Source organism: Paenibacillus sp. 01T47 (assembly GCF_056398245.1).
In genome coordinates this window covers 126,654-153,625 of the sequence record NZ_JBFTPA010000012.1, presented here as the reverse complement: position 1 = coordinate 153,625, position 26,972 = coordinate 126,654, and the positions used below count along the sequence as shown (strand labels likewise).

The window sequence follows — 26,972 nt, the reverse complement described above, 5'->3', positions numbered from 1 at the left end:
AACAAAAAAGCTGCGATCCACGTACAGTTTCCTGTACGCTTCACACAGCTTTTCTATGAGGCTAGTATTATTTCGAAGCTCGTTTCAAGATCCGGCAGCCATAAGGCTTCAATTCAACACTGTTGTTTAGAGCCGCACCCGTCAACAAATCTGTATACTGCTGAGCATCTAAAGCAACCGAAGACTCATTTGCATTGAAATTGGATACAAAGACGTAGTCGTTCACGCCATCTGTTCTTAATTGTGCAGTTACGCCATGCGGCAGTTCGGAATCAAGAACTCGCTTGATCCCCTCTTGATCAATAATTCGAGTCAGAAAATCGTTTGTAAAAGCTGCTTCGTTGCGCGATGCAACATAATAGGCTTTGCCTGCACCCAAATGATTTACCGTTAAGGCAGGGCGACCCGCATAGAAATCCTCTCCATATACAGCAAGTGCCTCCGCACCTTCAAGATGGATGAGATCACACAGCTCGCGTGCTGTATATTGGCCGCTCAGTCCAAGCTTATTTCCGTCCTTCAGCACGACCTGATTGGAATCATGATCATGCAGCGAATCGATCTCCTCGGACCAGATCCCAAGCGTCTTGCGCAGCGGTCCTGGGAAACCTGTTAGGAAGCATAGGTCGTTCTCATCGACGATACCTGTCCAATAAGTAGCGATGAAAGTACCGCCATTTTCAACAAAACGTTCAATGCGCTCGCCTACACCCGGACGCACCATATATAACATAGGAGCAATAAGGAGCTTGTACGAATCAAAGCTGCATTCCGAATCAATAATATCCACTGGCACACCCAGATCCCAGAACGGACGATAATGGCGTTTAGCCGTTTCTTCATAATGAAGACCGCTATTGCGCGGACCTTGCGAATCCTTTACTGCCCAGCGATTTTCCCAATCATAGATAAGCGCTACCTCTGGCTTCACAGTTGTACCTACTACTTCGGTCAACTTCTCCAAAGCTTCGCCAAGCTCAGCCACATCGCGGAAAACGCGAGTATGCTCATGGCCGACATGATCCACTACTGCACCATGCAGCTTCTCGCTTGAGCCTCTACTCTTGCGCCACTGGAAATACTGAACAGTATCTGAGCCATGTGCAACCGCTTGAAGCGATGACAGCATGTGCATGCCTGGACGCTTCACTTTGCTGATCGGCTGCCAGTTCGTCATGCTCGGCGTGCTTTCCATCAGCATGAACGGCTTTCCGCCGCCAAGCGAACGAAACACATCATGGTTGAAGCCAATCCACGCCGCTTGCTCGCTGTCATCTCCGCCATTGTCATGCCAAGTTGGATAAGCATCCCACGATATCATATCGAGCAGCTCTGTAAACTTCCAATAGTTAAGCGGCTCAAAATCAAGCATAAAGTTCGTCGTAATCGGAAGCTCACTGTTAGCGGCGCGCAGCGGAGCTATTTCGTTGTGGCAGAAATCAACCGTTTGATCCGTAACGAATCTTCTCCAGTCAACATTCTGGCCGTGAACCGCTTTCTCGCCACGCTCGGTTGGCGACTCGACTTGGCTCCAATCGGTATACGTATGGCTCCAGAACGTCGTCCACCAAGCATCGTTAAGTGCTTCTAGTGTACCGTATTTATTTTTCAACCAGTCGCGGAAAGCGTCTTCACAATACGAGCAGTGACATTCGCCACCATATTCATTTGATATATGCCAGCCGATGACCGCAGGATGATCCGAATAACGTTCTGCCAGCTTCGAGTTCATGATCGTTACCTTCTCGCGATATACAGGTGAGCTGAAGCAGTGGTTGTGACGCGCACCATGCAAATTACGAATTCCGTTAGGTGCAACGCGCAGCACTTCCGGATATTTTTGAGACATCCAAACCGGGCGTGCTCCGCTTGGTGTAGCAAGCAAGGCATAGATGCCGTTAGCAGCAAATTTATCAAGCAACGTGTCCAGCCATTCAAATGTAAATACGCCTTCCTCCGGCTCGATCGCCATCCATGCAAAAATGCCTACAGACATCACGTTGCAATGTGCAAGCTTCATGAGGCGGATGTCTTCCTCCAGCACCTCAGGATACTTCTGCCATTGATCTGGATTATAATCTGCACCATGCAGCATTTGCGGAATTTTTGCACTTATCGGGGGAAATTTCATACTCATCTCATCTGCCTCCATTTTCGTCTTGCTTGCAGCTATTATTGGTTATACTATAATGATATTCATATTATATCTTGTTCATCGAACCAACTATATAACAGTATTTTCGCATTATTATAAAAATATGAAACAGGAGGACACCGCTATCGACACGATGGTTTTTCCGATTTTGACAGAGACAGACAAGACACTCCCGGTTTATCTCACGAGTATCGGGCATTGGAGCGATCAAGAGCCGATTGACCGTCCAAACGGCTATCCTCATTTTCAATGGCTGCAAGTCATTAGCGGCTCGGGCGAGCTCCATGTTGGCGATCAACAAATGACCGTTCGAGCTGGGCAAGGGTTCTGCCTGTTTCCGAACGAGCAGCATCAATATTTTTCAATACAAGCGCCTTGGGAAATCATTTGGATGAGCTTTAGAGGCGATTTGTCCGACAAGCTGTTCAGGCAGGCTGGAATTACACAATCCGGTGTTTATTCGACTGCTGATCATGATATGATTGTTACCCACATGAAAAACATTTACGCAATGACGCAATCCGGCCGATCCTTTCTCGGTCTCGAGTGCTCTAAGCTGGTTTACATGTTTTTACTTGATTTAATGAAGGTTATTCTTGTAAGCTCACACTCGGTAGAACAAAACTACTTGAAGCTGCAGCCTGTTCTTCATTATATTGAAGCTAATTACAGCAAGCTTATTACGATAAAGGATTTAGCAAGCTGTATCGATGTAACACCGCAGTATCTATGCTTACTTTTTAAGAAAGCTTTGAAAATGCGACCAATGGCATACGTAAACCGAGAGCGCGTCAATCGGAGCAAGGAGCTTATGTTCCGCGAAAGCGAGATCAAGATGCACGAAATCTCCCAGCGCGTCGGCTTCGACTCCCCTAGCTACTTCAGCTCCGTCTTTAGACGGCTCGAAGGGTTAAGCCCGGAGCAATTTAAAAAAATTCACGGCATGCGTTGATGTGGGGGCACAGTTGTGTGGATCGGAGTTGGCTCCGTAAGAACACATACGTGCTAACAGCAGACTTTCCGCTGTTGGCAGCACGTCTGACGGGCTCAATAAGAACCTATAGGTTCTTACAGACGCTCAGCTAGGTTACTTCGGAGGCTGTAAGAACACATACGTGCTAACAGCAAACTTTCCACTGTTGGCAGCACGCCTGACGGGCTCCATAAGAACCTATAGGTTCTTACAGATGCTCAGCTAGGTTATTTCGGAGGCCGTAAGAACACATACGTGCTAACAGCAAACTTTCCGCTGCTGGCAGCACGCCTGACGGGCTCCATAAGAACCTATAGGTTCTTACAGACGCTTAGCTAGGTTACTTTGGAGGTTGTAAGAACACATACGTGCTAACAGCAGACTTTCCGCTATTGGCAGCACGCCTGACGGGCTCCATAAGAACCTATAGGTTCTTACAGACGCTCAGCTAGGTTACTTCGGAGGCTGTAAGAACACATACGTGCTAACAGCAAACTTTCCGCTGCTGGCAGCACGCCTGACGGGCTCCATAAGAACCTATAGGTTCTTACAGACGCTCAGCTAGGTTACTTCGGAGGTTGTAAGAACACATACGTGCTAACAGCAGACTTTCCGCTGCTAGAGCACGCCTGACGGGCTCCATAAGAACCTATAGGTTCTTACAGACGCTCAGCTAGGTTACTTTGGAGCTTGTAAGAACACATACGTGCTAACAGCAGACTTTCCGCTGTTGGCAGCACGCCTGACAGGCTCCGTAAGAACCTATAGGTTCTTACAGGCACATAGCTAGGTTACTTTGGAGGCTGTAAGAACACATACGTGCTAACAGCAGACTTTCCGCTGCTGGCAGCACGCCTGACGGGCTCCATAAGAACCTGTAGGTTCTTACAGGCACATAGCTAGGCTACTTCGGAGGTTGTAAGAACACATACGTGCTAATAGCAGACTTTCCGCTGTTGGGAGCCGACCTATTCCGAACATACAGCCGAATTCATAGGTTTCACTTCATTTCAGGAGGTAAAAAAATATAATGACCGATAAAAATCTTATATTTAATGAAATTGATCTATATGCGGACGCTTTTCGCACGATATCACGATCGGTGGGCAGCCGGCCAGAGCTTGGACATGAGGAGTTTTTTGCTTCTGAGCTGCTCTGTACGGAGCTTGCAAAATACGGGTTTGAGGTTGAACGTGGTATTTTAGGCATTGAAACATCTTTTATTGGTGTTTATGATACAGGAAGCCCTGGCCCGACAGTTGGCTTCTTATGCGAGTATGATGCTCTGCCAGAAATCGGACATGCTTGTGGACATCATCTCATCTGCTCTATGAGCATGGCAGCAGCTGTCGGACTTAAAGCGGCTTTGATAAACAGCGGCATTGGCGGAAAAATTCGCATCTATGGTACGCCAGCTGAGGAAACACGCGGAGCGAAAGTACCAATGGCAGAGGCAGGTTTATTCGATGACTGCGACTTCGCTTTAATGGCGCATCCATACTATACGTTTGAACGTTCAGGCGAATCACTAGCGCTGGATGCCGTGCAGTTTGAATTTCATGGTCTAGCCGCGCATGCAGCTGCAAGTCCATATGAAGGAATTAATGCGCTGGATGCTGTTCTTCAGCTATTCAATAGTGTTAATGCGCTGCGCCAACAAACACGCAGCGATGCGCGCATTCATGGTATTATTGACAACGGCGGCAAGGCGCCGAACATTATTCCTGATTATGCATCGGCCAAATTTTATGTCCGCTCGGCTTCACGCACTTATACAAACGAGCTCACTGCGAAAGTGCTGCGCTGTGCAGATGGGGCCGCATTGCAGACGGGCTGCACCGTTACAACAAATCATTTCGAATACTCTTATGACGAGCTGCTTACTAATGAAGCATTGTCCGAGCAGTTCAATACGAATCTGATCAAGGCAGGCATTCGCCCTGAGGATATGGAAATCGGCAAGGATCATGGCTCGCTTGATTTAGGCAACGTCTCCGTTCGCTGTCCAGCTATTCATCCTTACGTCAAGGTGGTACAAGATCGTTTGCTGCTTCATACGGAGGCGTTTCGTGATGCGGCAATGACCGAATATGCGCTGGACGGCATGTTATTTGGTGCCAAAATGCTAGCTGCAACCGCATACGACGTATTTGCCGATCCTGCGCTGCTCGCACGAATTCGCGCTGAATTCGAGCATCAAACCAAAAGCAGCAAATAAGAACAGGATAAAGAACAACTTCGCTCGGAATGGGGAGGCAGGCCGCAATGGATAAAAGCATCATCAATAGCCACGAGATTACACAAATTTGTTTATTGGCCGGCAAAATCATTTTGCAAAACGGCGGCGAAACCTATCGTGTCGAAGATACGATGTCCCGAATTGCAGCTGCTTACGGCATAGAGAACTCCCATAGCTTCGTCACGCCGACCGGTATTATATTTGCCATTGACGGTTCATCCCAGATGACGAAGCTCATTCGTATTTCCGAGCGTTCGACGAATTTGCTTAAGGTATCCTTAGTCAACGATATTTCCAGAAAAATTAGCACCGGCACGCTGGCTGCTGGCGATGCACACCGACTTTTACAAGAAATAGACTCTAACGCTTTCGTTTATCCGGTTTGGATGAAAATCATAGCTGCTGCTATAGCGAGCGGCTGTTTTCTTATCATGTTCCAAGGCAGCTGGCGCGACTTCATCCCTGTTGTGCTCATCAGCGGCATTAGCTTCGGTTTTTCAGTTAAACTGCATCGAATCGTGCCGATCAAATTTTTCTCCGAGTTTATTACGGCTTTGCTGATCGGCACCTTGTCCGTGCTGTTTGTACATAAAGGATATGGATTTGACCTCGATAAAATTATTATCGGTTCTGTTATGCCTCTTGTGCCCGGCTTGCATATTACAGCAGCAGTCAGAGACCTGATGGCTGGCCACCTTGTATCAGGGCTTTCGAAGGGAGCAGAAGCTTTTCTCACAGCATTCGCTGTGGGTGCGGGAATCGCCGCGGTGCTCTCGTTTTATTAATCAAGCAAAAACGCCTTCGGCGTACTTTAGACGCTGAAGTAGCTTTGACGGTGAAATATAAGATAAGTAATAGAAAATGATATACTTTCTTATATTTCGCAAATTCGGAGGTGTATTACGTTGTCGATAATAGAACAGCTAGTCACTAGCTTTATAGCTTCAGCAGCCTTCGGCCTCATCTTCAACGTACCGAAGCGAACGCTTGTGCACTGCGGCGTTGTTGGCATGATAGGCTGGTTCATTTATATTTCCTGCACAGAGCTGTCGCTGGATACCATTCCTGCGACGCTAATTGCTGCTTTTATCGTAACCGTAGTGAGCCAGCTATTCTCAAAGCTATACAAAACGCCCATCATCGTCTTCAGCGTATCCGGCATTATTCCTTTAGTTCCCGGCGGACTCGCCTACGATGCTATGAGAAACGTCGTGGAAGACAATTATGACATTGCCGTGCAGCTAGCCGTAAAAGCATTCATGCTCTCAGGAGCCATTGCAATTGGTCTTATTTTCTCAGAGGTCGTCAATCAGCTCATCCGTAAAACGGAACGTTAGCGTAATTTATTGAGTTGGGATCGCATACCTGGAACGCAATAATTTGGCCATTTCCATGATTTGTTCTTTTGTCGGCATTACAAGCTTCGACTCTGCTTCTCTCATACCCGCTTCCGTCTGCTGCGAAGCTATGACTCGTTTGACCGCTTTGACAAAAGCTTCTCCGGCTCCTGTGCCAAGCGGTGTCAATTGCTCCAAACTAGCCGTGCTTTCAGCAGCCACAAGCGGATAATCGTTTTCGTTTTCCCCCTGTGCAGCTTTATCATAGAAGGATCGAACGAAGCTGGCCCGCTCCTGGCCAGATCCATCCGCTACAATAAAGGCTTGTACAATAAAGGCATGCGTCTGCCGACGCTGTGCGATGCCGCAAAATTTATACCCGCCAATGCTCAAATCAAATTCGCCAGGACAATAAGCGCCTTTGATTTCCCCTTTATCAACCTTGCAGCCCGTCTCCTGTAATGCATGACGAATCAGCCCATACATTTTTTCAAAATCATCATGAAAATGAAAGGAGTCCAGCGCTTTTTTCGGCATGATCAGCGATATATTAATGACCCCCAAATCAAGCGGTACCGCAGCTCCTCCCGAATTGCGCACAGCAGTAGACCAGCCTTCCGATTGAAGAGCCATTTCAGCGTCGGCAGCGCCTGGCAATCGGCTGTCGCGCAGCCCCATAACAAATGCTCTTGGGTGACGCCAAATATGGCAAATGGCTGGACCTCCCTGCCCTGTTTTTCTGCAAAGTAGCTCATCCAGCGCAAAGGGATATAACACATCTAATTCATCCAGCTCATTCATTCGGTCGAGCAGCAGCACATTTTCCAAACCATAATCCCTTATCGAATCCCGTTCCATATGTCGTCCAGCCCTCTCTGTTAATCCCTTACTCCGTATACTTGCTAAGTTATATCTATTTTAACGATAAATGAGCAATCGCGCATCATTTATACCGCTCCCTTATTGCTAATGGTGAAAGCATTCACTACAATAAGGATATTGTCATGCAGCGCCAAGGGGGTAACATTAGATTTGGAAGCAATAAATGAAAAAGTCGCATACGAAAACCCATTGCTGTCGCTGCGCGTTTTTCGCCCCATTCGCAGTCTGGACGGTTATACAAACTGGCATTATCATAAACAGGTTGAGCTGCTGCTCATTCTTGAGGGTGAGCTGGACGTTTACGTCGATGAAGAAAGCTTTCACCTGACTTCTGGCGACATCGTGCTTATCGGAGCTTCGGAGCTGCACTCCGATCGCAGCCATAACTTGCTCGATTATATTGTGCTTCAATTCGATCTGGAACCGTTTTTTGATCAAAGCACGATTCCCTATATGCGGTACTTCTCAGAAACCCAAACACCGCTCAGTAAAGCGAATTATATTTTCCAAGAAAACAACACGGCAAAACAGCAAGCTGTCTCTTACATTCATCAGCTATTGCACGAGACGACACATAAAGAAACAGGCTATGAGCTGGCAGTCAGCGTTTTAGTCAAGCAAATATTGCTGCTTTTGCTCCGCAACGACAGCCGCAAAGTGTTGATTGAGCAAGATAATTTTGAGCGCATTCGCCTGAAACCAGTGCTCGATTATATCGAAAATCATCTGACGGATCGTATCCAAGTTGAAGAGGTTTGCAAGATCGCCAATATGAGCTATTATTACTTCGTAAAATATTTCAAAAAAACGATCGGGCTTTCCTTTACGGAATATGTGAATTATCGCAAGGTGAAGTGGGCAGAACGAATATTGCTGACGAAGGATTTGAGCATTTCGGAGGTTGGCGAGCGAATCGGGATGCCGAATATGGCACATTTTTATAAAATGTTTAAAAAATACAACGACTGCTCGCCTAAGCAATTCCAGCGTAAGATGCTTGTGCTTAACCGGCAATAATCTGCTTATCAACCAAAAATACCTTCAGCGTCCTTTGGATGAAAGCAGCTTTGAGGGAGAAATATAAGATAAGTAGGAGCAAATGATATACTTTCATTAGAAAAAGCTCGTCCACCCTATAATTTCGGGGTAACGAGCTTTTTTGGCATAACGAGTTTATAACCTACACCACGGATCGATTCGATTTGTACAGATTGCTGACCAAGCTCCAGCTTCTTCCGCAATGAGCTCACATGAACATCAACCGTACGTTGGCCGCCGATATAATCGAAGCCCCACACGACATTCATAAGATCATCCCTCGTAATTACCATGCCTGGACGCTGTACTAAATAAAGCAGAACCTCGAACTCCTTCGGTCTAAGCGGAATCGTATCGCCGTTTAAGATGACCTCATACTTCTCGGGATAGATGGACAAATCACCAGCTGTGATGACTTTCTCTGAAGACTCGATCGGCTTGCTATCATCAAGCTGTGTCCGACGAAGCACCGCGGATACGCGTGCTAGAAGTTCAGCCACGCCAAACGGCTTCGTAATATAATCATCAGCACCATGCTTCAGTCCTTGCACAACCTCTTCTTCCGCATTGCGAGCTGTTAAAATAATGACCGGTGTTCTTACGCCATTTTGGCGAAGACGGTTTAATATTTCAAAGCCGTTCATGCCAGGAAGCATGATATCTAAGATGACCAAATCGAAATTACGCTGCAAAGCCGTCTGCAAGCCTTCCCCGCCATGATCGATAACGGTCGTTTCATAGCCCTCTTGGGTCAAATTGTACGACAGAAGCCTTGCTAATGTCGGTTCATCTTCAATGACGAGCACTTTATGCGACATGTTACCTCCAACCTGGCGAATGGCGGCGCCAAAGACGCCGCATCCGCATATTTAGAACGTTTAGCTTTAGTTTATCACGGATTCATGAAGAATAGGTAAATCTTTTTTTCTATTGCAGTACAGGCAGCTCGATCGTGAATGTAGATCCTACACCAACGTCACTTGTTACTGTAATGGTACCTTTATGAAGCTCAACGAGATGCTTAACGATCGATAATCCAAGCCCCGTACCGCCTGAGCTGCGCGAACGTGCTTTGTCAACGCGATAAAACCGTTCAAATATACGCGGCAAATCCTTTTTCGGAATACCGATGCCGGAATCGCTAATTTGAATGCGAATATGATCATCGCCCAAACCTTCAACCTTTAAGGATACTCTGCCCCCTTCAGGCGTATAGTTAATCCCGTTCGATAACAAATTCATAATGATTTGACGCAAACGATCCTCATCGGCTTCAACATAAAGACCTGGCTCGATGTTCATGCTGAGCTCAATTCTTTTGCGAACCGCTTCTGATTCCATCAGCTTAATCGATTTGTGAACGAACGTATCCACTTCTACAGGCGAGAACACTAGCGGCACTCGCCGTGACTCGATTTTGGACAGCTCCAATATATCTCCGATCAATCGGTTAAGCCGATCTGACTCATCAAATATAATTTGCAAGAAAGAACGTGCTGTTTCCTCATCGTTAACCGCGCCGCCAAGCAGCGTCTCAGCAAAACCTTTTACTGCAGTAATCGGCGTCTTCAACTCATGAGAGACGTTTGCGACAAATTCACTGCGCATCCTCTCCAGCCTGCGAATAGCGGAAACGTCCTGCAGGACAAGCAGCACACCAGAGAAATCATTGCCCTCCGGATGAATCGGCACCAGATTAAGCTCCAGCAGCCTCTCCTCTGGAAAATAAAACGTAATTTCCTCACGCAGATGCTGTTTGCTTTTAAGACCCTCTTGAATCATTTGCGACAGCTCGTATTGCTGCTTCGCTTCCGCATAATGACGGCCAACGAGCTCACGAGCGGAGAAGCCGAGCACTTCCTCTGCACGTCTGTTCATCAATACGATTTTTCCATTTAGGTCGATCATGACGATTCCATTAATCATATTATCAAGAACACTCTCAAGCTGATTCTCATTTTGTTGGATACGCGTCATTTGAACTTGCAAGCTGTCTGCCATCGCATTAATAGCATTTCCAAGCTCACCAATTTCATCTTGCTTCATCACTTTTACTCTTGCCAAATAATCCATATTTTTGATGCGTTTAGCAACCTTTGTAATTTGCTCCAGCGGTTTTGTCAGACCAAGTGCCAGGCGGTAGCTAATAAAAGCTGCAATAAGGAAAAGTACAAGCAAGCCTAAGAACAGCATCATCGTCAATTGACGTATGCTTTCATCAACTTCCTTCAAACTCATCGCAAGGCGAATCACATCAGGCGCTTGACCCGGCACCACCGTTACAGGAATAGCGACATACATCATATTTTGTCTAACCGTTTCACTAGCCCGAATCGATCTTCCTGTTCCTGTAGCCAATGCTTCCTTAATTTCGGTACGGTTTAAATGATTGTCCATATCCCGAGGATCTCCATTTGAATCACCTAACACGACACCGTCATTGCGAATAAAGGTTACTCGAGCACCCGCATAACGCTGGAGCTCCTTTGCCTCATTTGTATAATAGTCATATAAGGAGGAAATTTCACCTGATTTCCAATTCATTTTTGCCGAGATGATCTGCATCTCACGAACCATATTGTCTTCAAGCGCTTTGATATGGTTTTCTTTGAACGTTTTGACCATAAATAATCCTGCTGCACTGACCGATAATGCGATCATCGCAATCATGATGAGCGTCAGCCTAGTGCGGAAGCTGTTCATTAACATTCACTCCTTATGTTTAATCATGCACACATCGTTTATGGTACATGCGTCGCAGTACTTTCGCTACCCTTGTGATTATTAAGTTTTTGTAAAACATAATGGTACACAGTTGCTAAAGGCTGCTGAATAAGAATCGACAACACAACAGGCACAGCAGCTATTGGACTGAAATAACCGAGCGCCAGCACAATGCCAAGAGAAATGTTGCGCATTCCTGTTGCATAGGAAACGGTCACCTGCTGCTCGCGTTTGCGAAGCGGCGCCGTTCCAATGTAGCCGAAGGCGTAACAAGCACTAACCAGCAGCACAACAATCGGAACGAGCAGCAGCATATCCTGCTTCAGCTCTCCTAAATGAGGCGCAATAGCCGATGCATTTAACGCGACAACACCGACGAAACAAAGCTTGGAAAGCGGTGCTGTAAAGGGCTGCACGATACTTTGAATACGTCCTCGGCTCATTTGATTAAGGGCGACGCCAATGATCGTAGGAAGTACAATAATAACGAGTAAATCAACAATTATAGGTCCTGCCTTCACTTCAACAGCGGAGTCAAAAAACAGATGGATACCCGCCGGAACTACCAGTGGACTAAGCGCTGAATCGAGCACAACCATGGCAAGCATAAGCGGAACGCTGCCTCCTGACATGCCAACCCACAGCACGGTAGACACTCCGATTGGTATAAGCGTAAACAAAACGAGGCCCACCACATAGGGCGAATCCGCACCAAATGCGAGTGCCCCAAGTCCATAAGCTACCAGCGGAGATACGACATGAGCAATCAAAAAGGTAAGCCCCATAATGCCCGGCCGCTTCAATACCTCTCGCAATTGTCCTAATCCGCAGCCAATGGCCATCGTTAGCGTGACATAGGCAAATAAGTAAGGAACCATTTCAATAAAAGGCTGAAGCTGTGTTGCAAATAGAAAGCCAAGTATCAACGATCCTGGAATAATGATGAACATCCATCTCTCAAATTGCTGGTTAAAAGCTAAACCCCATTCACGCATGATCTTTCCCTCATTTACCTCTTCTAGTCGATTTTGTACATAAGCTATATAATAACATAGACACTCCGCACATGAACGGAAACTCTTGAACTTCGATTAAAAAGGAGCCCGATTTATGAAAAACGGTAAATTCACCAATACGATCATTCGGATGCAATATGTACCTAGATGGAGCGAATATGCTCCACGATTTGAGGATAACGCCTCCGCTCATAGCTTTAGATGCGCTGCATTGTCTATTTTGATTGGTATTATTGAAGAAAAAATATTCAAGCAGCCGTTAGATAAGCTGAAGCTTGTAGGAAGATGCTTATGGGGTGATCTCAAAAACACGGGCACCGGCTCCATTAAGCATGTCACCAAAAAAGAATCGCTCGTTATGAATCATATCCGAGACTTCGAAATGGAACTTAGCAAGGAGATTGTCTCGTACCTATCCAAGTCTCTACAGGCTCAAGCATTCGATTTTATCGTCCATGCGCAAGATGATTCACCTATTGGACGATTAGTTGATGCCATCGATACGCTGGATGCCTATTTGTATTGTCACAGAGAATCTCGTTATGACACGAATCCTTTTTTTCATGCCAAATATAAGGAGCTCGAACAAGTGCTGCGAAGCACAGAGCTTCCATCCATACACTGGCTGCTCGATGAATACGATAAACATGATGGCTTTTATGAATTTATCCAATACATTATGAATCTCGATACCGTAAAAAGATGGAACGGCAGCTATAATCTCGTTCCAGACAATGATGCGACACATTCCTTCCGAGTCGCTTCACTTGCTTTGTTTAATGGGCTGCTTGAAATCGAGCGTTTCGGCAATAAAAATATCGATCTCTATAAGCTGCTCGCCAAAGCTGCCCTTCATGATTTGCCTGAAGCTTTATCCGGCGATGTTGTATCGAATTTCAAGCACAATAATCCAGACATTAAGCACGCTTTCGAGCAATACGAGAAAGAAACCGCTCAGTTCATGATTAATAAGCTTCCATCGTTTTTTCATGAAGATATGACCGAATTCATAGTACACAGCAAATCAGCAGATGCAAATGGTGAACTCGTTGATATTTCCGACAAGCTGGACGCCTTAATCAAAGCAAGCCTTGAGATGCGAAATAACCCTCATTACGCTGATACTTATTATAACCAGCTGGTGAAGGTTCAGCATCGCTATGAGAATGACTGTGTTGTTTTTTTCCTGGCTTATATTTTGCATGACTTAACCTATTCCAATTTAATTGGACAATAAGTCTTCAATACAAAATGGCCGCGAGATATATCTCGCGGCCCAGCTTTGGTTTATATTAGCTATGAACAGCAGCACTCCAGCCGAATGGGTATGCAGCCGATATTTCTAACGGCAGCTTGCCTTGCGGCATAAGATCACCTAACAATACTCTCGCAGCAGCAGCTAGCGCGAGTGGACGACACTCATACACTGCCATGTACGTTTTTACTTCCGGGTATAGCAATAGATCAAGCGGGTTCCGAACCGACACAGCTATCGTACGCTCCGGTGCCAATTTTACGACCTCGCGTGCAATATCGCGCTCTACCGGATGCTTGGAAGCGTCGTAAGTGACAACGACGATTTGTGAGAATGTTTCCAAATCAGCGAGTGGATGATCATCTTCCATTTGACGCTCGACGATATTAGCTCCATACTCTCCAAGAAAGTGACCTAATGAGCCGTCACCTGAAAGCATTTCGTCAGCCACCGAAACAGGGACAATTTTGGGCCACAATACGAGCGTGCTTTTCTCGCGGCTTAATGGCAGCAATGGCCCATCGTCTTTTACTAATGTAACTGAAGCCTCGCTCCATTTAATTGCAACCGCTCGATTTACTTCCGTACCAATTCCCCATTCCACTTGTGACCACGGCAGCAAAGGCTCCTCAAGCACAAGCTTCTCCTTAAGTGTCATAATCCGATTAAGCGCCTCGTTAATACGAGCTTCTGCAAGCTCACCGTTCTCAACAGCACGCACAACGGCTTCAAGGGCAGCCCATTGTTTATCAAATGTATGGCTGATCAGCACCATATCGGCTCCCGCTTGCAGCGCTTTAATAGCGCCCTGCTCTGGACCATAGGTTTTATCAATCGCATCCATCTCTAAACAATCTGTCACAACAATCCCGTCATAACCAAGCTCTTTGCGCAGTAAACCCGTGATGACAGGCTCAGACAAAGTCGACGGCACGCCCGATGGATCAAGCGCCGGCAAGCAAACATGCGCTGTCATAATGCAATCCGTGCCTGCTTCAATTGCAGCCAGAAACGGCTTCAACTCAATCGCGTCTAACCGATCACGCCCATGCAGCAATATCGGCAGCGCATGATGGGAATCCACCGCCGTATCGCCATGCCCTGGAAAATGTTTAACAGTCGCAGCAACTCGTGCAGCTTGATAGCCAGTTACTGCGGCTGCTCCGAATTCCGCAACAACATCAGAACGGTCGCTATACGAACGTACATTAATAACAGGATTATCCGGATTATTGTTAACATCAATACAAGGCGCATAATTCATCGTAACACCCAATTGACGAAGCTCTTCACCACATACAAATGCTGTTTCTCTAGCACTCTCCTTATCGCTGGTTGCACCAAGTGCCATGTTGCCCGGCATAAGCGTTACACCGTCAACTAGTCTTGCAACCATGCCGCCTTCTTGATCAATCGCTACGAATAGAGGCGGATTGCAAGCTTTTCTTGCGATGCTTTGAAGCTCGCCGCTAAGCTTGTGCACCTGCTTAGCATCCTTCACATTGCGGGAAAAATAGATCGTTCCGCCAATGCCGCTCGTTTCAATTAACTGCTTGATTTGCGCCGTTGGCTCAAAGCCATGAAAACCAAATACAAATAATTGTCCAACCTTCTTCTTCAAGCTCCAGTTATCCCACTCACGCGTTGTCGTCAATGCTTCCCCGTCCCTTCACTTATCAACCCTATTACGACGGCTCATTCAAAGCCTCGTTATGTTGTCCGCCCTCTTGCCGTCTCGTACGATAATCGGTAGGATTCTCACCTGTATATTTCATAAACACTTTTGTAAAATATCGCCGCTCCGCATAACCGACTTCCTTCGCGATTTGTGCAACGCTCTTGAGTGATTCCCCAAGCATCGCCTTCGCGCGCTCCATCCGCTGCCGCGTTACATATTCGATAAACGTTTCGCCAAAAGTCTGCTTGAACAATAAACTAAAATAAGAGGTGCTTAAACCGACATGAGTTGCCGTTTCTTCAACACTTAGATCGCGATAAAGATTGCGGTCCAAAAAGGCTTTCGCTTCAGCCATTGAACGTTCCGATTGCTTTTTCTTATCCATAGATTTCTCCGAAACCGTATTCGTAACTTGACGAATAACTGATAATAAATCCTTAATGCCAAAGCGGCGATCCAATCTGCGCCAAAGCATATCCTCTTGCTCGCGAGTAAATACGCCCATTTCTTTCATCTCACGCATAAGATGCAGGACAAAGAAATGAAGCAGCGGCTTGACACGATTTAATGAAGGCTCATTCATTCGCTGCAACAGCAGCGTAATACTTTGAAGCTCGCTGTCTACGCTTATCGTATCCCCGCGTTTAACCGCTCCAATTAATTTCTCCGCAGTATCCCAAAACGCTTGATCTGCTTGCGATGATTTTTGCTGAGCGGATGGATAAATAGCGATAATGTCATGGACAGGCGTAAGCTGCATCCCTTGCTGTACTAGCTTATAGGCTTGGGATAAGTCAGCAACCGCTGCAAACTTATGATAAATACCTGCAAATAAATGCAGCTTTACATGGCTCTTAATCGCAGACAACAACATGTCTGCCCAGTTTTTAATGAAGGCAATATCAAATTCAGCCGTTTTCTCCGTTTCAATGAGTACACACCACTCACCATCTCGAATTTGAATGACCGCATGATGCAGCCCATTTTGCTGCAGCTTCTCACGCAGTACATTACATACAGCAAAATTCCACAGCTTTCTTTCCTTATCGGACCAGTCACGCCAATCCTTCGTCTTCTCCGAGCTTACATCAAGATCAAGCACAATTAAGACGAACTGCTGCCGCTTGAGCTGCTGTTCATCTCCGGTCAAGAGCCAATTATCTGCAGTAACATCGGTATAATCCATAATAATATCGTACAAAATTTTCTCGCTAGCGAGATCGATCATCCGGCCGAGCTTCTGCTTCTCTTCCTGCTGCAGCTTCTGCTTACTGCGCTGAGTAGACATTACTCTAGCAATAACACCAGTCAATTCATCATAAGGTATAGGCTTTAACACATAATCATTGACGCCAAATTGAATTGCTGTTCGCGTATAAGCGAAATCCTGATATCCCGACAGCATAATAATATCGCAAGCCATTGCTTTATCACGGATATGCCGAACAAGCTCCAAACCATCCATAACCGGCATGCGAATATCGCACAGCAATAAGTCATAGTGTTGCTGCTCCATAAGCTCTAACGCTTCAACACCATTTTTAGCTGTACCGCCAACGGTAAGCCCTAGCATTTCCCAGGGAATAACTTTTTCTAAATTTCTCGTAATATGTGCCTCATCGTCAACTAGGAGTACTTTACCCGTCATAGCTGATCACCTCTGCTCTTCGGAATTACACAGCGAATAACGGTCCCGCTGCCTTCTTGACTACAAATCCACAAACCGAACGCAGGACCATAATGTATGCGCAAGCGATCTGCAACATTTCGTAATCCAAGTCCTCTTCTCTCACCCATTTGCGCAGCATCCGTCTGCTTACTTTCAGAGTCTGACTCTGCTGACAGCTTAGTCAGCACTCTGGAGCTCATGCCTAATCCGTTGTCACGAACCATAATGACGATCTGATGAGGCTCAGCAGTTACATCAATTGATATCCTGCCTTGTCCGTCTTCATAACCATCAAACCCATGCTGAATGCTATTTTCTACGAGCGGTTGAAGCGAAAGCTTTAGTATGGAGAAATCAAGTGCTTCTGCCGGGACATTCAATTCGTATGAGAAAAGCTCCTCGAAGCGGTATTTCTGTATTTCCAAATAACTGCGGACATGCTCAATTTCTTGGCTGATCCTTATTTCTTCGGATTGATGCATGCTTGTGCGAAGCAAATTGCTTAATCTGCGCACCATCAACATAATTTTTGCGCCTTCATTTTGTGCTGCAAGAGCATTAATCGATTCGAGCGTATTAAATAGGAAATGCGGTTTAATCTGTGCCTGCATAAGCATCATTTCCGCATGCTGCTTACGTGCCTGCTCTCTGCGCACTTCACTAAGCAAATTGCCGATTCGCTCAACCATACTATTGAAGCTGTTGGCCAGTAGAACGGTTTCATCCTTACCTTGAGCGGTTACTCGAATATCAAGCAACCCCTGCTCAACCAATCTCATTTTACGAACAACTTTAATGATCGTTTTCGCTACTCGGTTAACAAAAAAGACGTTGAACAACACCGCTGATAGCAAACCAAGGACCGTAATCATCCCAATCCACTGGACAAACCGAACATTTTCGTTAGTAAGTGAATCCCAAGGCTTTATGGACACAAGTATCCAACCATTGCGATCCAATTGATAGGAAGAAACAAGACTGTCTATACCTTCAAACTTTTCTCGCGAGCTGTTGTAGTTATTCGTGTGCTGAGGCAATGAATCGGTCTGTTCATTTATATTATGACCATCCATCTTTTTTTTGCTGTCTAGCATAATAAGGCCTGCTTTATTGACAATGAGGTATCTTGTTTCGGCTGCATTGGATTGCGGGTTTTGAAAGGTTTTGAGCATGCTCGATATTTCTTCCGTTTTGTACTGCGTAATCATTACGCCCAAATCATTAAATGACTCAATATCCTTAACGACACGAATTTGTGTAAATAGAGGCGGTTCAACACCTGTCAGCTCACGCTGTTCATAAGGTCCAATCCAAAGCGGACGTCCGCCAAGATTCATAACATCCTTATAGACGGAATGCTGCTTGAGCATATCAAAGGAAATAGGCTTGAACGTCGTCGGATCGTTGCGGTAAGAGCGGAACATCGTCCCATCCTTCGCATACAGCACAACAAAGCTGACAGCAGGGTGTTGGAACAAAATCCGTTTCATTTCTTTCTCTGCTTGGTTAATTTGAATGAGCGTGCCGGCATCATTGGAATTATACGAGCTGTATTTCAGTGTTTCCTGCACCTCTGTGCTCGTTAAATTACCATCGGATAGCTGATCAAGCTCTCGAAAGAAATAATGAATATTGCCTCCTACAGCCCTGAGCGAAATTTCGGTTTGCTCGCTATACTTTTTCTCCAGCAGCGTCTCAGAGTTAATAAATGAGAATATGCCGAGGCCAATCATCGGAATGACGATCAGAAATATGAATGCAAGCATCAATTTCGGTCTCAAGTTCATCTAGGAGGCTCCTTCTTTCTTATCCCTTCACACTGCCTGCAGTCATACCTTCAATGATTTGACGCTGCAAGAACACATACACAACCAGGACCGGAATAATGCTTATGATTACCGCAGCAGACAGCGATGCAAAGTTTGTGCGATAGCCATCATTAAAGGTTGCCATACCCGTTGGCAGTGTTTTGAGTGATTCAGATGTTATAAATAGTTGGGACAAAATATATTCGTTCCAGTTGCCAATGAAATTTAAAATAAATACAGTAACTAGTGCCGGCATTGAAATCGGAATAATAATTCTGAAGAACAGACCGCTTGCGCCTAGCCCGTCCATAATGCCAGCTTCCTCAAGCTCATTTGGAATCGAAAGCATAAATGCATAAATAATAAACACGGTTATCGGCAAAGCATATGTGGTGTATACCAAAATTAATGACCAATGCGTATCATATAATGGCTGTCCAAACAAATGGATCTTTTGAATTAAACGGTACAACGGGATAAACAATGCACCTGCTGGGACGATTAAGCCAAGTAAAATGAAATTATAAACAGCTTTATTCATCTTCGTGTATTTCATCCGCGCAATCGCAAATGAAGTCATCGCTGCAAAAAGGAGCGTCAATACACAAGCTGCAACGGTTACAATTGTACTATTCAGCGCATATTTACCAATATTAGCCGTTTCCCAAGCAGCGATATAGTTATCAAAGTTAAAACTAGTTGGCAAAGACCATGTATTTACTGTTATTTCACGGTTTGTTTTGAAAGATGACATGAATAACCATAACAGAGGGAAGAGCACTACTGCAACATACCCCATTAAAAATGTATGCATCCACCATTGTGTGCCTCGGGAACGTTCCATTAGTACTGCACCTCCTCGCTTTTTGTGATGCGCTGTAAAATACCCGTAAGAATCAAAATAATAATGAACATCGCAACACCGATCGCGCTGCCATATCCAAGTTCAAGAGAGCGGAAGCCAACTTTAAGCATATAAGTCGCCATAACTTCTGTGGATTGGAAAGGACCGCCGTTCGTCATGATTTGTACGATATCAAGCACCTTCATCGTTCCCGAAACAGAAAGAAGCAGCATTACAAATAGGATTGGTCTTACAAGCGGCAATGTGATCATCCATGTTTCTTGCCAGCCGGTTACGCCATCCAGCTTAGAAGCTTCGATAATTTCTTTCGGAATGTTTAGAATTGCTGCCAAACAAAGTACTATGAAGAAGCCGATATTTTGCCATGCATTCGCGATAAGAATCGAGAGCATTGCAAGCTTGGGATCCGACAACCATTCGCGCGCCCAGCTTTCTGGTGCAACAAGACGAATTAATTGATTGATCATTCCTGAATCATAGTTGTACAAAACGCCGAACAAAATAGCTACAGTAGCCGTCGATATAACAACCGGCACAAACACGGCCGATTTGTAAAAGTCACGCATCCGTCTAACTTTACTAATAATGATCGAAATCAAGAAGACGAGCGGAATGTTCACGATTAGGGAAAACGCCATGAAATAAAAGTTGTTTAAAAGTGCTTTTCTAAAAATTTCATCCTGCCACAATCTCGTAAAGTTATCAAATCCGATAAACACCTTCTCAGTAATGCCATCCCAACGAAAGAAACCGTAAAAAAAAGATACGATAACGGGATAAACAAAAAACAAAGCATATAAAGCAAGCGTCGGAATAATGAACGCCACGTAAGTAATCGGATTTTTGAGCGCTCTGTTCATAATGTCCTCCTTTTGTCCTAGCGTTAAAAGAGGGTGCCCTCCAGGAAGGAAGCACACCCTCTTGCATAGCAGGATCGAATGTAATGTGTTGCGATTACTTAGCTGCGTTCGCTTTATCTTGCGATGCTTGAATTTTTGCAGCTACTTTTTCTGGTGTGCTTACTTTACCAATAAGCTCTTGAATACCAACGTTAATGTCAGCGCCTACTGCTGGTTGAACGATTGCATCATAAGCTTTCCATGAGCTGGAAGCGTTAGCCATAACCGTCAAGATTTCAGTTGTAAGCGGATCAACACCAGATAGATCGCTTAGTTTCAAAGAAGGAAGCAATTTGTCTTCTACCAAAGTACGTTTTTGAACCTCTTCAGAATAGAAGTTAGCGATAAATTTCTTAACTGCTGCAATTTGATCTTCAGTTAGTGTAGCAGAGAAACCAAAGCCGTTTGAGTATGATGCATTGATTGATGTTTGGTCGCCAGCGCCGCCTTCGATTGAAGGGAATGCGAAGTAACCGATTTGACCTTTAAGGTCGCCTGCTTCGTCGCCTGAGAAGCGGTTAGCATCCCAAGTTCCTGTGAATACCATTGCTGCTTTACCGGAAAGCAATTGCGCGCCTTGATCTGCGTATGCAAGACCTAGAGCACCTTTAGTGAAGAAATCTTTGTTAACAAGTTCAGCATAAGAAGCTAGACCTTTAACGAAGTTAGGATCAGTCCATTTTGCAGTACCAGCAACAACATCGCTGAATGCTTGGATACCAACGTTACGCTCCATAACTGTGTTCCAAAGCATACCGTTTACCCAGCCGTCTTTAGCAGCCAAACCAAGTGGTGTGTAGCCAGCTGTTTTGATTTTTTCGGAGATTTCAACCAATTGCGTCCAAGTTGTAGGAATTTCCAAGCCTAGCTCAGAGAAAATTTTCTTGTTATAGAAAATCGCTTCGCTATAGCCGCCGAAAGGAAGGCCATATACTTTGCCATCTACAGTGAACTCGTCCAAGCTTGCAAATTTGTCTGTGAGGCCAAGTTCTGCAATGATTGGTGTCAAGTCAAGCATGCGGTTAGCTTTTACATAAAGGTTAAGGTCTGCTCCACCGAATACTTCAAAAATATCAGGAGGGTTGCCAGCAGCCATTTCTGCTTTCAGCTTTTGATCGCGGTTAACGATCTCGTCGATACCTTCAAGCTTGAAAGTAAGACCTTTATTTTCGTCTTGTGTTTTTGCAACAACATCTTCAAGAATTTTCAAACGAGTTTTGCTTGTTTCTTTAATTTGAGTGTGGCGAAGGGACAATGTTACGTCCTTTGCTGGTGCATCGGTTGCTGGAGCATCCGTTGCTGCATTCGTTGGTGCATTTGTTGCAGCGCCTTCATTTCCTTTACCAGCATTGTTACCGCCGCACGCCGATGCGACAATCATAAGGGAAAGCAGCGTAGTGGCAATTAGTGTAGATCTCTTTTTCATTGGGAAGACCTCCTCGTTTATGGTGTTGCTTGTTTGCCTCGCACATTTATTATAGTCCTGCAGAACCAATTCAAAGGAGGTCAAAAAAACGACGAGTTAGGGAGACAATTCTCTCATTTTTCAAAAGAGGGATAAAATCTTATAGCCCGTCGGGTTACTTTTCCCGACGGGCTATGTAAATTAATCTTACGTTTTAGTAACGCATATCCTTCGTTATCCCTCTAACAACCTCATAAAATCGCTGCCACTCTGGAATAGAACCTTGTATATGGTTATTTTCCACTATAATATTGTTTTCATTATGTGATGTTTTATCTTCACTATTCGTTTTTTGACCTTCAAGCTGCAATTTTTCTTGCTTTGCACGTAAACTGCCATCCGACAATTATATCCCTCATCCCTTTAGCCAGCCTTTTCGCAGTGCAAAAAGCTCCCTAAGATCCTCAGTAGACATTTCCGTAATCCACTGCTCCGATTGACCGACCACTTGATCGTTAAGCGACTGCTTTCGCTCAATCATCTCGTCGATCTTCTCTTCAAGCGTTCCGAGTGTAATAAACTTATGCACCTGAACCTTCTTCGTCTGGCCGATTCGGAATGCCCGGTCGGTCGCTTGGTTCTCAACGGCAGGATTCCACCACCGGTCAAAATGGAAAACATGGTTTGCAGCGGTCAGATTAAGACCCGTTCCCCCCGCTTTTAGTGAAAGGACAAATGCAGAGCACGGCTCCTCCGCATTTTGAAACTGCTCAATCATTTGATCCCGCTTCACCTTAGGCACGCCGCCATGCAAATAAGGAACCGGCAAACCTATTCGCTCCTCAAGCAGCTGCTTCAGTTGGTGCCCCATATCGATATATTGGGTAAAGATAAGGCAGCGTTCACCTTCGGCAGCTATTTCCTCGCACATTTCAAGCAGCCTTGCTACTTTATTCGAACGTTCTATTTCCCATAAAGCCGCGGTATCCTCATGATTAAGCAGGGAAGGATGATCACATAATTGTTTCAGCTTGGTTAAAGCTGCAAGAATGAGCCCTCTGCGCTGCATTGGACCTAGTTTATCCAAATTCTCAAGAAGGTCTGCGACTAAATTTTCATACATCGCGCCTTGTTCAGCTGTCAACGTCATATACAGCTTCGTTTCATTTTTATCCGGCAAAGACAGCTGAATCGAAGGGTCCTTCTTAATTCTTCGCAGCATGAATGGTTTTACCCAGCTTTGAAGGCCAGCAATAAGCTTCTCATCTCGTGTTTTCTCTATCGGTGTAACGATCTCCTTGCGGAACTCGGTCATATTGCCAAGATAACCTGGATTTATAAAATCATAGATCGACCAGAGCTCTGTCAATCGATTTTCCATCGGCGTTCCTGTCAGTGCCAGGCGATGATTCGAAGGCAGTCTCCTTATTGCTGTAGATTGTTTTGTATATACGTTTTTAATATTTTGCGCTTCATCGAGGCAAAGAGCATCCCAATCCACTAAACACAAATCTTCTTCATCCAGCTGTGCCAAGGAGTAAGAAGTTATGACCAAATCTGCCCCTGAAACGGAATCGCGGAATGATTCGCCTTTCTCCCGTTTGTTGCCGTAATGCAGCATGACATTAAGCGAAGGTGCAAAACGCTCGAGCTCCTTCTCCCAGTTGCCTATTACTGAAGTTGGGCAAATAAGCAGCGAAGGCCCTCCCATTTGAAGCTTCTTCTCCTTAATATAGACAAGGTAAGCCATAAATTGAATCGTTTTTCCGAGTCCCATATCATCTGCAAGCACACCGCCAAGCCCGAATTTCCTAAGAAAAAGCAGCCACGATACGCCTTCATGCTGGTATGGTCGAAGCTCTCCCAAAAACGTAGCTGGAATTTCCGCCTGCGGTATTTCCTTAATTTGCTGCAGCTGCGTGAGCCATGCCGTTAAATGGTCATTCAGCTCAACTTCCGTGTCCATAGAAGAATCAAGCTCACCGCTGTCATCGAGCGGGATGCCGCCTCTTAAATGCATTTCCAGCACATCACGGAAAGATAGTCCTTTGCGCTTACCCATCCGCTTCAGCCACTGTTTAATTTGCGTCACATCCTGTGGGTCCAAATGAACCCATTCGCCGCCGACATTGAAGAGACGACGGTTTTGCTCTGCCAACTGCAGAAATTCGGCTTCGGTCAAATTCACATCACCAAGAGCCAGCTTCCAATCAAATTGTACGATTTGATCAAGTCCAAACATAGGCTGGGCAGCTGAGCCTACTGAAGATTTCATCTTCGCTTTCAAACGAAGCTTGCGATTGCGAACCGCTTCCCACCAGCTAGGCAATAAGACCGGACAACCTGCCTCCAGCAGTTGAACGCTTGCATGCTCAAGAAACTTCCATGCTTCATTATCCGATAAGGTGTATCTTAGCTTGCCGTCATTTTCCGCTTCTGTTAGATCAGGAAGAGCATTCATCCATTTCTGCTGCTCCTTAGCCAGCTTGCCATCTAGAAGCGGAAGCCATTCTTGCGGAATGATTTGTCCATCATCCGTATCCGCTTCCCAGCTATCCTCACTGATATTCTGGCGAATAGGCAGCCACGGTCCACCATCACGATTTTGCAGAGCGGGTCGAAGCCTCCAAATGGATGACTCCTGCGGCTCCACTAGCTGAAGCGCAATTCGGAATGGAAGGACATCCTTCCTAAGCCCAATGGCAATGAGCCAATCTTCCTCATCAACAGCTTTTCTCCTCAGCACCGCTTCTCCAGAAGCATTGCCTATTTCCCTCCAAGCCTGTGCAGCCTGTTCGTTTTCTTCAATCATTTGCTCAATTGCTCCGCTAATCCACTGTTCAATTCCTTTATCGCCGTTCTGATTAGCAGCTGCTACAATAGCATTCCATTGCTGGTTGCGCTCGGTATCCTGCTCAGGAATAGCCATTCTCCAGCTTCGCTTCTCTTCCGTCCAACGCTCCCAATCAGGCATATACCAACCATTAAGAAGCGCAATTCTTATTAACTCTGCCATTTGCATCAAGACCGTCAAACGCTCCGTCCACTCTACTTGAAGAAGGCGAACATGCTGAGGCGAGGATAAATAATCAATGGCAAGGAGCGGCGGGACCTTCAGCATCTTACGCTCTCCAACACTGACTTCCTCTACATCCGCTCCATACCAAGATGCCTTGTGCCATGCGAACAATAAGGATCGCAGCTTGCCATCCGCAGAATCCTTGCGATCGACAGCGCTTAACCAAATGGACGTACCCTCTTCTTCATTCCAAAATCCGTCTATCGTCAACTTGCGCGCGCCAATGTAAGTTCTCATGTAACTATTTTCCCTTTCCACAGCTCTTCCTGAAATGCTCGCAATCGCTGATGCTTACTTACAAGTCCAGAAATATATTGATTCCATCTCACTTCATCTTTATCCGCTTTATATAACCGCTCCAGCTTCTTAAGCTGCTTAACCGCAATTCGGTAGCCTTGACGGTTCCGTGATTGGATAGACGATTCAACCGATTGATGATACATGGGCATTAGCGCGCGAGGCGCAAGCTTAGCAATTTCTCGAAGCGCATGAGCGCCTACATCCTCAGGGCTTGATCCAATCAGCATTTGTAAATCAGCCCATTCATCATAACGCTTCTGGTCGAGCCAATGGTCAGATAATTCTGAATAAGAATGGGGCAGCAATTGCTTCATATAATCGGTCCATATCAGCATTTCAGGCCGGTCAAGATCTGCTCTTCGGCATAATGTAACGAAGGGTCCCACCGAACGGCCATTTTTCGATTTATTGATTCGCTCGAACAAGAAGCTCATCCACTGCTCTACAAGCTCCCATTTCCCTTCTTCCATCCGCTGTGCGGCGCAAGGATACATCACTTTCTGAGAGCGCTCAAAGCTTGTTAATGCAAAATGAGCAATTGCCTTCTCATCCTGTTTGTCAAAAAAATACATGATGCCAATCGCAGTATGCAAAAATGCCTTATTGACGTCTTCGACATCTTCATTCATCGACAGATCAACCATCGAAGCTAACTCCCGCTCAAACCAGCTGCGGCTCTCTGAAAGCTTCTCGCATAAAACTAAGTAGATATACTCCCAGTCAAAAAGCTGCTTTTCAGTACTTGATGCCCACACTTTCACACGAGCGATTAATGCATCCGCCCAAGCTTCTTCCCGCAGCTCCATTGCTTCGGGAGTTAGCTCGGATATCAATGTATATAAATGCTCCACCCAAGGCTCTGCCATCCGGATGAACGACATTTCATGATAATATCTGCTGAACGAGTCCACCGTATTGATCGCTCGCTCTGCTTGCTCCAGCACAAAGATGATGGCTGTTGACCAATGCAAACGCTGCATCCTTTTTTCCCAATCCTTAGCCAGCCCCTTTAATGAGGACAATAATGGTTGAAGGGCATGGAGAGAGTGCCGGCATTTCCGCCAAACGTCGCCATGTGTCACTTCCATCCATTCCAGCCACTCCTCAGCTGACGCTTGTTCACCGGGCTCGCGAGGCAAAGCAGGCGCTGCTTCGGGCGGCGGTGCTGCAGCTTGTGTATTTTTGAGCAGCGCACTCGCGGAAGACAACCCCAGCAAGCGAAAATAGGATCGCTCCGCCATTGTATGTCCCCCCTCCTGCTGACTGCAATATTGAAAATAAACAGCAGCCATATGCTTGCAAAATCCTGTATAGGGACAAGTACATGAGCTATAACGCAACTGACCAGCATCAAGGATGACCGCATAAAGATCCGATCCTTGCACGACCCCATAAAGATGATCATGGCTCCCCTCATTCGCGCTGTTCACTTTACCTTCCATGTAATAATGCCAGCCCCGCTTCATAATCGTTGTCTCAACATGGACGTTCAGTTGTTCCTCAATTAGCGCGTGCAGCTTTTCATTGAGGTGCATCATAGACATTCACCCGCTTCCTTTCCGTTCACTTGCATTCTTACTATTATACCAAGCCAATAAGGCTGGTGCCATCATTTGACGTTAAAAGCTGGATTACAATTGCAAATGAAAT

The 26,972-nt window shown here is 45.6% G+C and carries 20 protein-coding genes; 6 read left to right on the top strand and 14 right to left on the bottom strand.

The genetic code is table 11. The annotated features are described in order from the left end of the window. Positions 1–67: 67 nt before the first annotated feature. On the bottom strand, positions 68–2,137 hold the full coding sequence (locus AC1DOV_RS22235; RefSeq protein WP_477551103.1) for a beta-galactosidase: 2,070 nt from the start codon (positions 2,135–2,137) through the stop codon (positions 68–70). A gap of 52 nt (positions 2,138–2,189) precedes the next feature. Between AC1DOV_RS22235 and AC1DOV_RS22230 the strand changes: the two genes are divergently transcribed. From AC1DOV_RS22230 to AC1DOV_RS22215, 4 genes are all read left to right on the top strand, one after another. Next, on the top strand, positions 2,190–3,107 hold the full coding sequence (locus AC1DOV_RS22230) for a helix-turn-helix transcriptional regulator (protein WP_477551102.1): 918 nt from the start codon (positions 2,190–2,192) through the stop codon (positions 3,105–3,107). 1,051 nt (positions 3,108–4,158) lie between these two features. After that, the gene (locus AC1DOV_RS22225; RefSeq protein WP_477551101.1) at positions 4,159–5,346 is read left to right on the top strand and encodes a M20 family metallopeptidase; all 1,188 of its coding nucleotides are present in this window, start codon (positions 4,159–4,161) and stop codon (positions 5,344–5,346) included. Between the two features lie 47 nt (positions 5,347–5,393). Continuing rightward, positions 5,394–6,152 (top strand): threonine/serine exporter family protein, encoded by a 759-nt coding sequence (locus AC1DOV_RS22220; RefSeq protein WP_441885909.1) that lies wholly within the window; start codon positions 5,394–5,396, stop codon positions 6,150–6,152. Positions 6,153–6,272: 120 nt separating this feature from the next. After that, complete coding sequence (locus tag AC1DOV_RS22215; protein WP_477510637.1) at positions 6,273–6,704, top strand: threonine/serine exporter family protein; 432 nt, start codon at positions 6,273–6,275, stop codon at positions 6,702–6,704. A 6-nt stretch (positions 6,705–6,710) separates the two neighbouring features. On the opposite strand, the gene AC1DOV_RS22210 is transcribed toward AC1DOV_RS22215, so the two are convergent. After that, positions 6,711–7,562 (bottom strand): lipoate--protein ligase family protein, encoded by an 852-nt coding sequence (locus AC1DOV_RS22210; protein ID WP_477551100.1) that lies wholly within the window; start codon positions 7,560–7,562, stop codon positions 6,711–6,713. Between the two features lie 174 nt (positions 7,563–7,736). Here AC1DOV_RS22210 and AC1DOV_RS22205 point away from each other — a divergent pair, with 174 nt between their 5' ends. Then, complete coding sequence (locus tag AC1DOV_RS22205; RefSeq protein WP_339204013.1) at positions 7,737–8,603, top strand: AraC family transcriptional regulator; 867 nt, start codon at positions 7,737–7,739, stop codon at positions 8,601–8,603. A 116-nt stretch (positions 8,604–8,719) separates the two neighbouring features. Here the strand turns inward: AC1DOV_RS22205 and AC1DOV_RS22200 are convergent, their stop codons facing one another. The 3 genes from AC1DOV_RS22200 to AC1DOV_RS22190 form a co-directional block, all read right to left on the bottom strand. Continuing rightward, complete coding sequence (locus AC1DOV_RS22200) at positions 8,720–9,442, bottom strand: response regulator transcription factor (protein WP_076270199.1); 723 nt, start codon at positions 9,440–9,442, stop codon at positions 8,720–8,722. 109 nt (positions 9,443–9,551) lie between these two features. Beyond that, complete coding sequence (gene pnpS, locus AC1DOV_RS22195) at positions 9,552–11,327, bottom strand: two-component system histidine kinase PnpS (RefSeq protein ID WP_339204014.1); 1,776 nt, start codon at positions 11,325–11,327, stop codon at positions 9,552–9,554. Between the two features lie 38 nt (positions 11,328–11,365). Then, on the bottom strand, positions 11,366–12,343 hold the full coding sequence (locus tag AC1DOV_RS22190) for a bile acid:sodium symporter family protein (protein ID WP_083682411.1): 978 nt from the start codon (positions 12,341–12,343) through the stop codon (positions 11,366–11,368). Between the two features lie 115 nt (positions 12,344–12,458). Here AC1DOV_RS22190 and AC1DOV_RS22185 point away from each other — a divergent pair, with 115 nt between their 5' ends. Next, complete coding sequence (locus AC1DOV_RS22185; RefSeq protein WP_076270201.1) at positions 12,459–13,601, top strand: YfbR-like 5'-deoxynucleotidase; 1,143 nt, start codon at positions 12,459–12,461, stop codon at positions 13,599–13,601. 55 nt (positions 13,602–13,656) lie between these two features. On the opposite strand, the gene AC1DOV_RS22180 is transcribed toward AC1DOV_RS22185, so the two are convergent. From AC1DOV_RS22180 to AC1DOV_RS22140, 9 genes are all read right to left on the bottom strand, one after another. Next, positions 13,657–15,273, bottom strand: a complete 1,617-nt coding sequence (locus AC1DOV_RS22180; RefSeq protein WP_477551099.1) for a glycoside hydrolase family 3 protein — start codon at positions 15,271–15,273, stop codon at positions 13,657–13,659. Positions 15,274–15,304: 31 nt separating this feature from the next. Further along, positions 15,305–16,945 carry a response regulator transcription factor gene (locus AC1DOV_RS22175; protein ID WP_477551098.1) on the bottom strand — a complete coding sequence of 547 codons (1,641 nt, stop codon included), beginning with the start codon at positions 16,943–16,945 and terminating at the stop codon, positions 15,305–15,307. After that, a complete protein-coding gene (locus tag AC1DOV_RS22170; RefSeq protein ID WP_339204018.1) occupies positions 16,942–18,753 on the bottom strand; it encodes a cache domain-containing sensor histidine kinase in 1,812 nt (603 codons plus the stop codon). The genes AC1DOV_RS22175 and AC1DOV_RS22170 overlap by 4 nt, the downstream gene beginning before the upstream one ends. 19 nt (positions 18,754–18,772) lie before the next feature. Next, positions 18,773–19,618, bottom strand: coding sequence for a carbohydrate ABC transporter permease (locus tag AC1DOV_RS22165; protein ID WP_076270205.1), 846 nt, complete (start codon positions 19,616–19,618; stop codon positions 18,773–18,775). Beyond that, complete coding sequence (locus AC1DOV_RS22160) at positions 19,618–20,499, bottom strand: carbohydrate ABC transporter permease (RefSeq protein ID WP_076270206.1); 882 nt, start codon at positions 20,497–20,499, stop codon at positions 19,618–19,620. Before AC1DOV_RS22160 ends, AC1DOV_RS22165 begins: the two co-directional genes overlap by 1 nt. 94 nt (positions 20,500–20,593) lie before the next feature. Beyond that, complete coding sequence (locus AC1DOV_RS22155; protein WP_339204019.1) at positions 20,594–21,964, bottom strand: extracellular solute-binding protein; 1,371 nt, start codon at positions 21,962–21,964, stop codon at positions 20,594–20,596. Between the two features lie 193 nt (positions 21,965–22,157). Then, the gene (locus tag AC1DOV_RS22150) at positions 22,158–22,349 is read right to left on the bottom strand and encodes a hypothetical protein (RefSeq protein ID WP_441909232.1); all 192 of its coding nucleotides are present in this window, start codon (positions 22,347–22,349) and stop codon (positions 22,158–22,160) included. A 9-nt stretch (positions 22,350–22,358) separates the two neighbouring features. Next, on the bottom strand, positions 22,359–25,259 hold the full coding sequence (locus AC1DOV_RS22145; protein WP_477551097.1) for a DEAD/DEAH box helicase: 2,901 nt from the start codon (positions 25,257–25,259) through the stop codon (positions 22,359–22,361). Then, the gene (locus AC1DOV_RS22140; RefSeq protein ID WP_477551096.1) at positions 25,256–26,866 is read right to left on the bottom strand and encodes an SWIM zinc finger family protein; all 1,611 of its coding nucleotides are present in this window, start codon (positions 26,864–26,866) and stop codon (positions 25,256–25,258) included. Before AC1DOV_RS22140 ends, AC1DOV_RS22145 begins: the two co-directional genes overlap by 4 nt. Between the last annotated feature and the right edge of the window lie 106 nt (positions 26,867–26,972).

Coding starts and splice junctions, on each gene's coding strand:
- AC1DOV_RS22140 (WP_477551096.1), bottom strand. CDS start 26,866: ATGTCTATGATGCACCTCAATGAAAAGCTGCACGCGCTAATTGAGGAA.
- AC1DOV_RS22230 (WP_477551102.1), top strand. CDS start 2,190: ATGATATTCATATTATATCTTGTTCATCGAACCAACTATATAACAGTA.
- AC1DOV_RS22220 (WP_441885909.1), top strand. CDS start 5,394: ATGGATAAAAGCATCATCAATAGCCACGAGATTACACAAATTTGTTTA.
- AC1DOV_RS22145 (WP_477551097.1), bottom strand. CDS start 25,259: ATGAGAACTTACATTGGCGCGCGCAAGTTGACGATAGACGGATTTTGG.
- AC1DOV_RS22210 (WP_477551100.1), bottom strand. CDS start 7,562: ATGGAACGGGATTCGATAAGGGATTATGGTTTGGAAAATGTGCTGCTG.
- pnpS (WP_339204014.1), bottom strand. CDS start 11,327: ATGAACAGCTTCCGCACTAGGCTGACGCTCATCATGATTGCGATGATC.
- AC1DOV_RS22175 (WP_477551098.1), bottom strand. CDS start 16,945: ATGACGGGTAAAGTACTCCTAGTTGACGATGAGGCACATATTACGAGA.
- AC1DOV_RS22190 (WP_083682411.1), bottom strand. CDS start 12,343: ATGCGTGAATGGGGTTTAGCTTTTAACCAGCAATTTGAGAGATGGATG.
- AC1DOV_RS22155 (WP_339204019.1), bottom strand. CDS start 21,964: ATGAAAAAGAGATCTACACTAATTGCCACTACGCTGCTTTCCCTTATG.
- AC1DOV_RS22235 (WP_477551103.1), bottom strand. CDS start 2,137: ATGAGTATGAAATTTCCCCCGATAAGTGCAAAAATTCCGCAAATGCTG.
- AC1DOV_RS22200 (WP_076270199.1), bottom strand. CDS start 9,442: ATGTCGCATAAAGTGCTCGTCATTGAAGATGAACCGACATTAGCAAGG.
- AC1DOV_RS22170 (WP_339204018.1), bottom strand. CDS start 18,753: ATGAACTTGAGACCGAAATTGATGCTTGCATTCATATTTCTGATCGTC.
- AC1DOV_RS22225 (WP_477551101.1), top strand. CDS start 4,159: ATGACCGATAAAAATCTTATATTTAATGAAATTGATCTATATGCGGAC.
- AC1DOV_RS22160 (WP_076270206.1), bottom strand. CDS start 20,499: ATGAACAGAGCGCTCAAAAATCCGATTACTTACGTGGCGTTCATTATT.
- AC1DOV_RS22185 (WP_076270201.1), top strand. CDS start 12,459: ATGAAAAACGGTAAATTCACCAATACGATCATTCGGATGCAATATGTA.
- AC1DOV_RS22165 (WP_076270205.1), bottom strand. CDS start 19,618: ATGGAACGTTCCCGAGGCACACAATGGTGGATGCATACATTTTTAATG.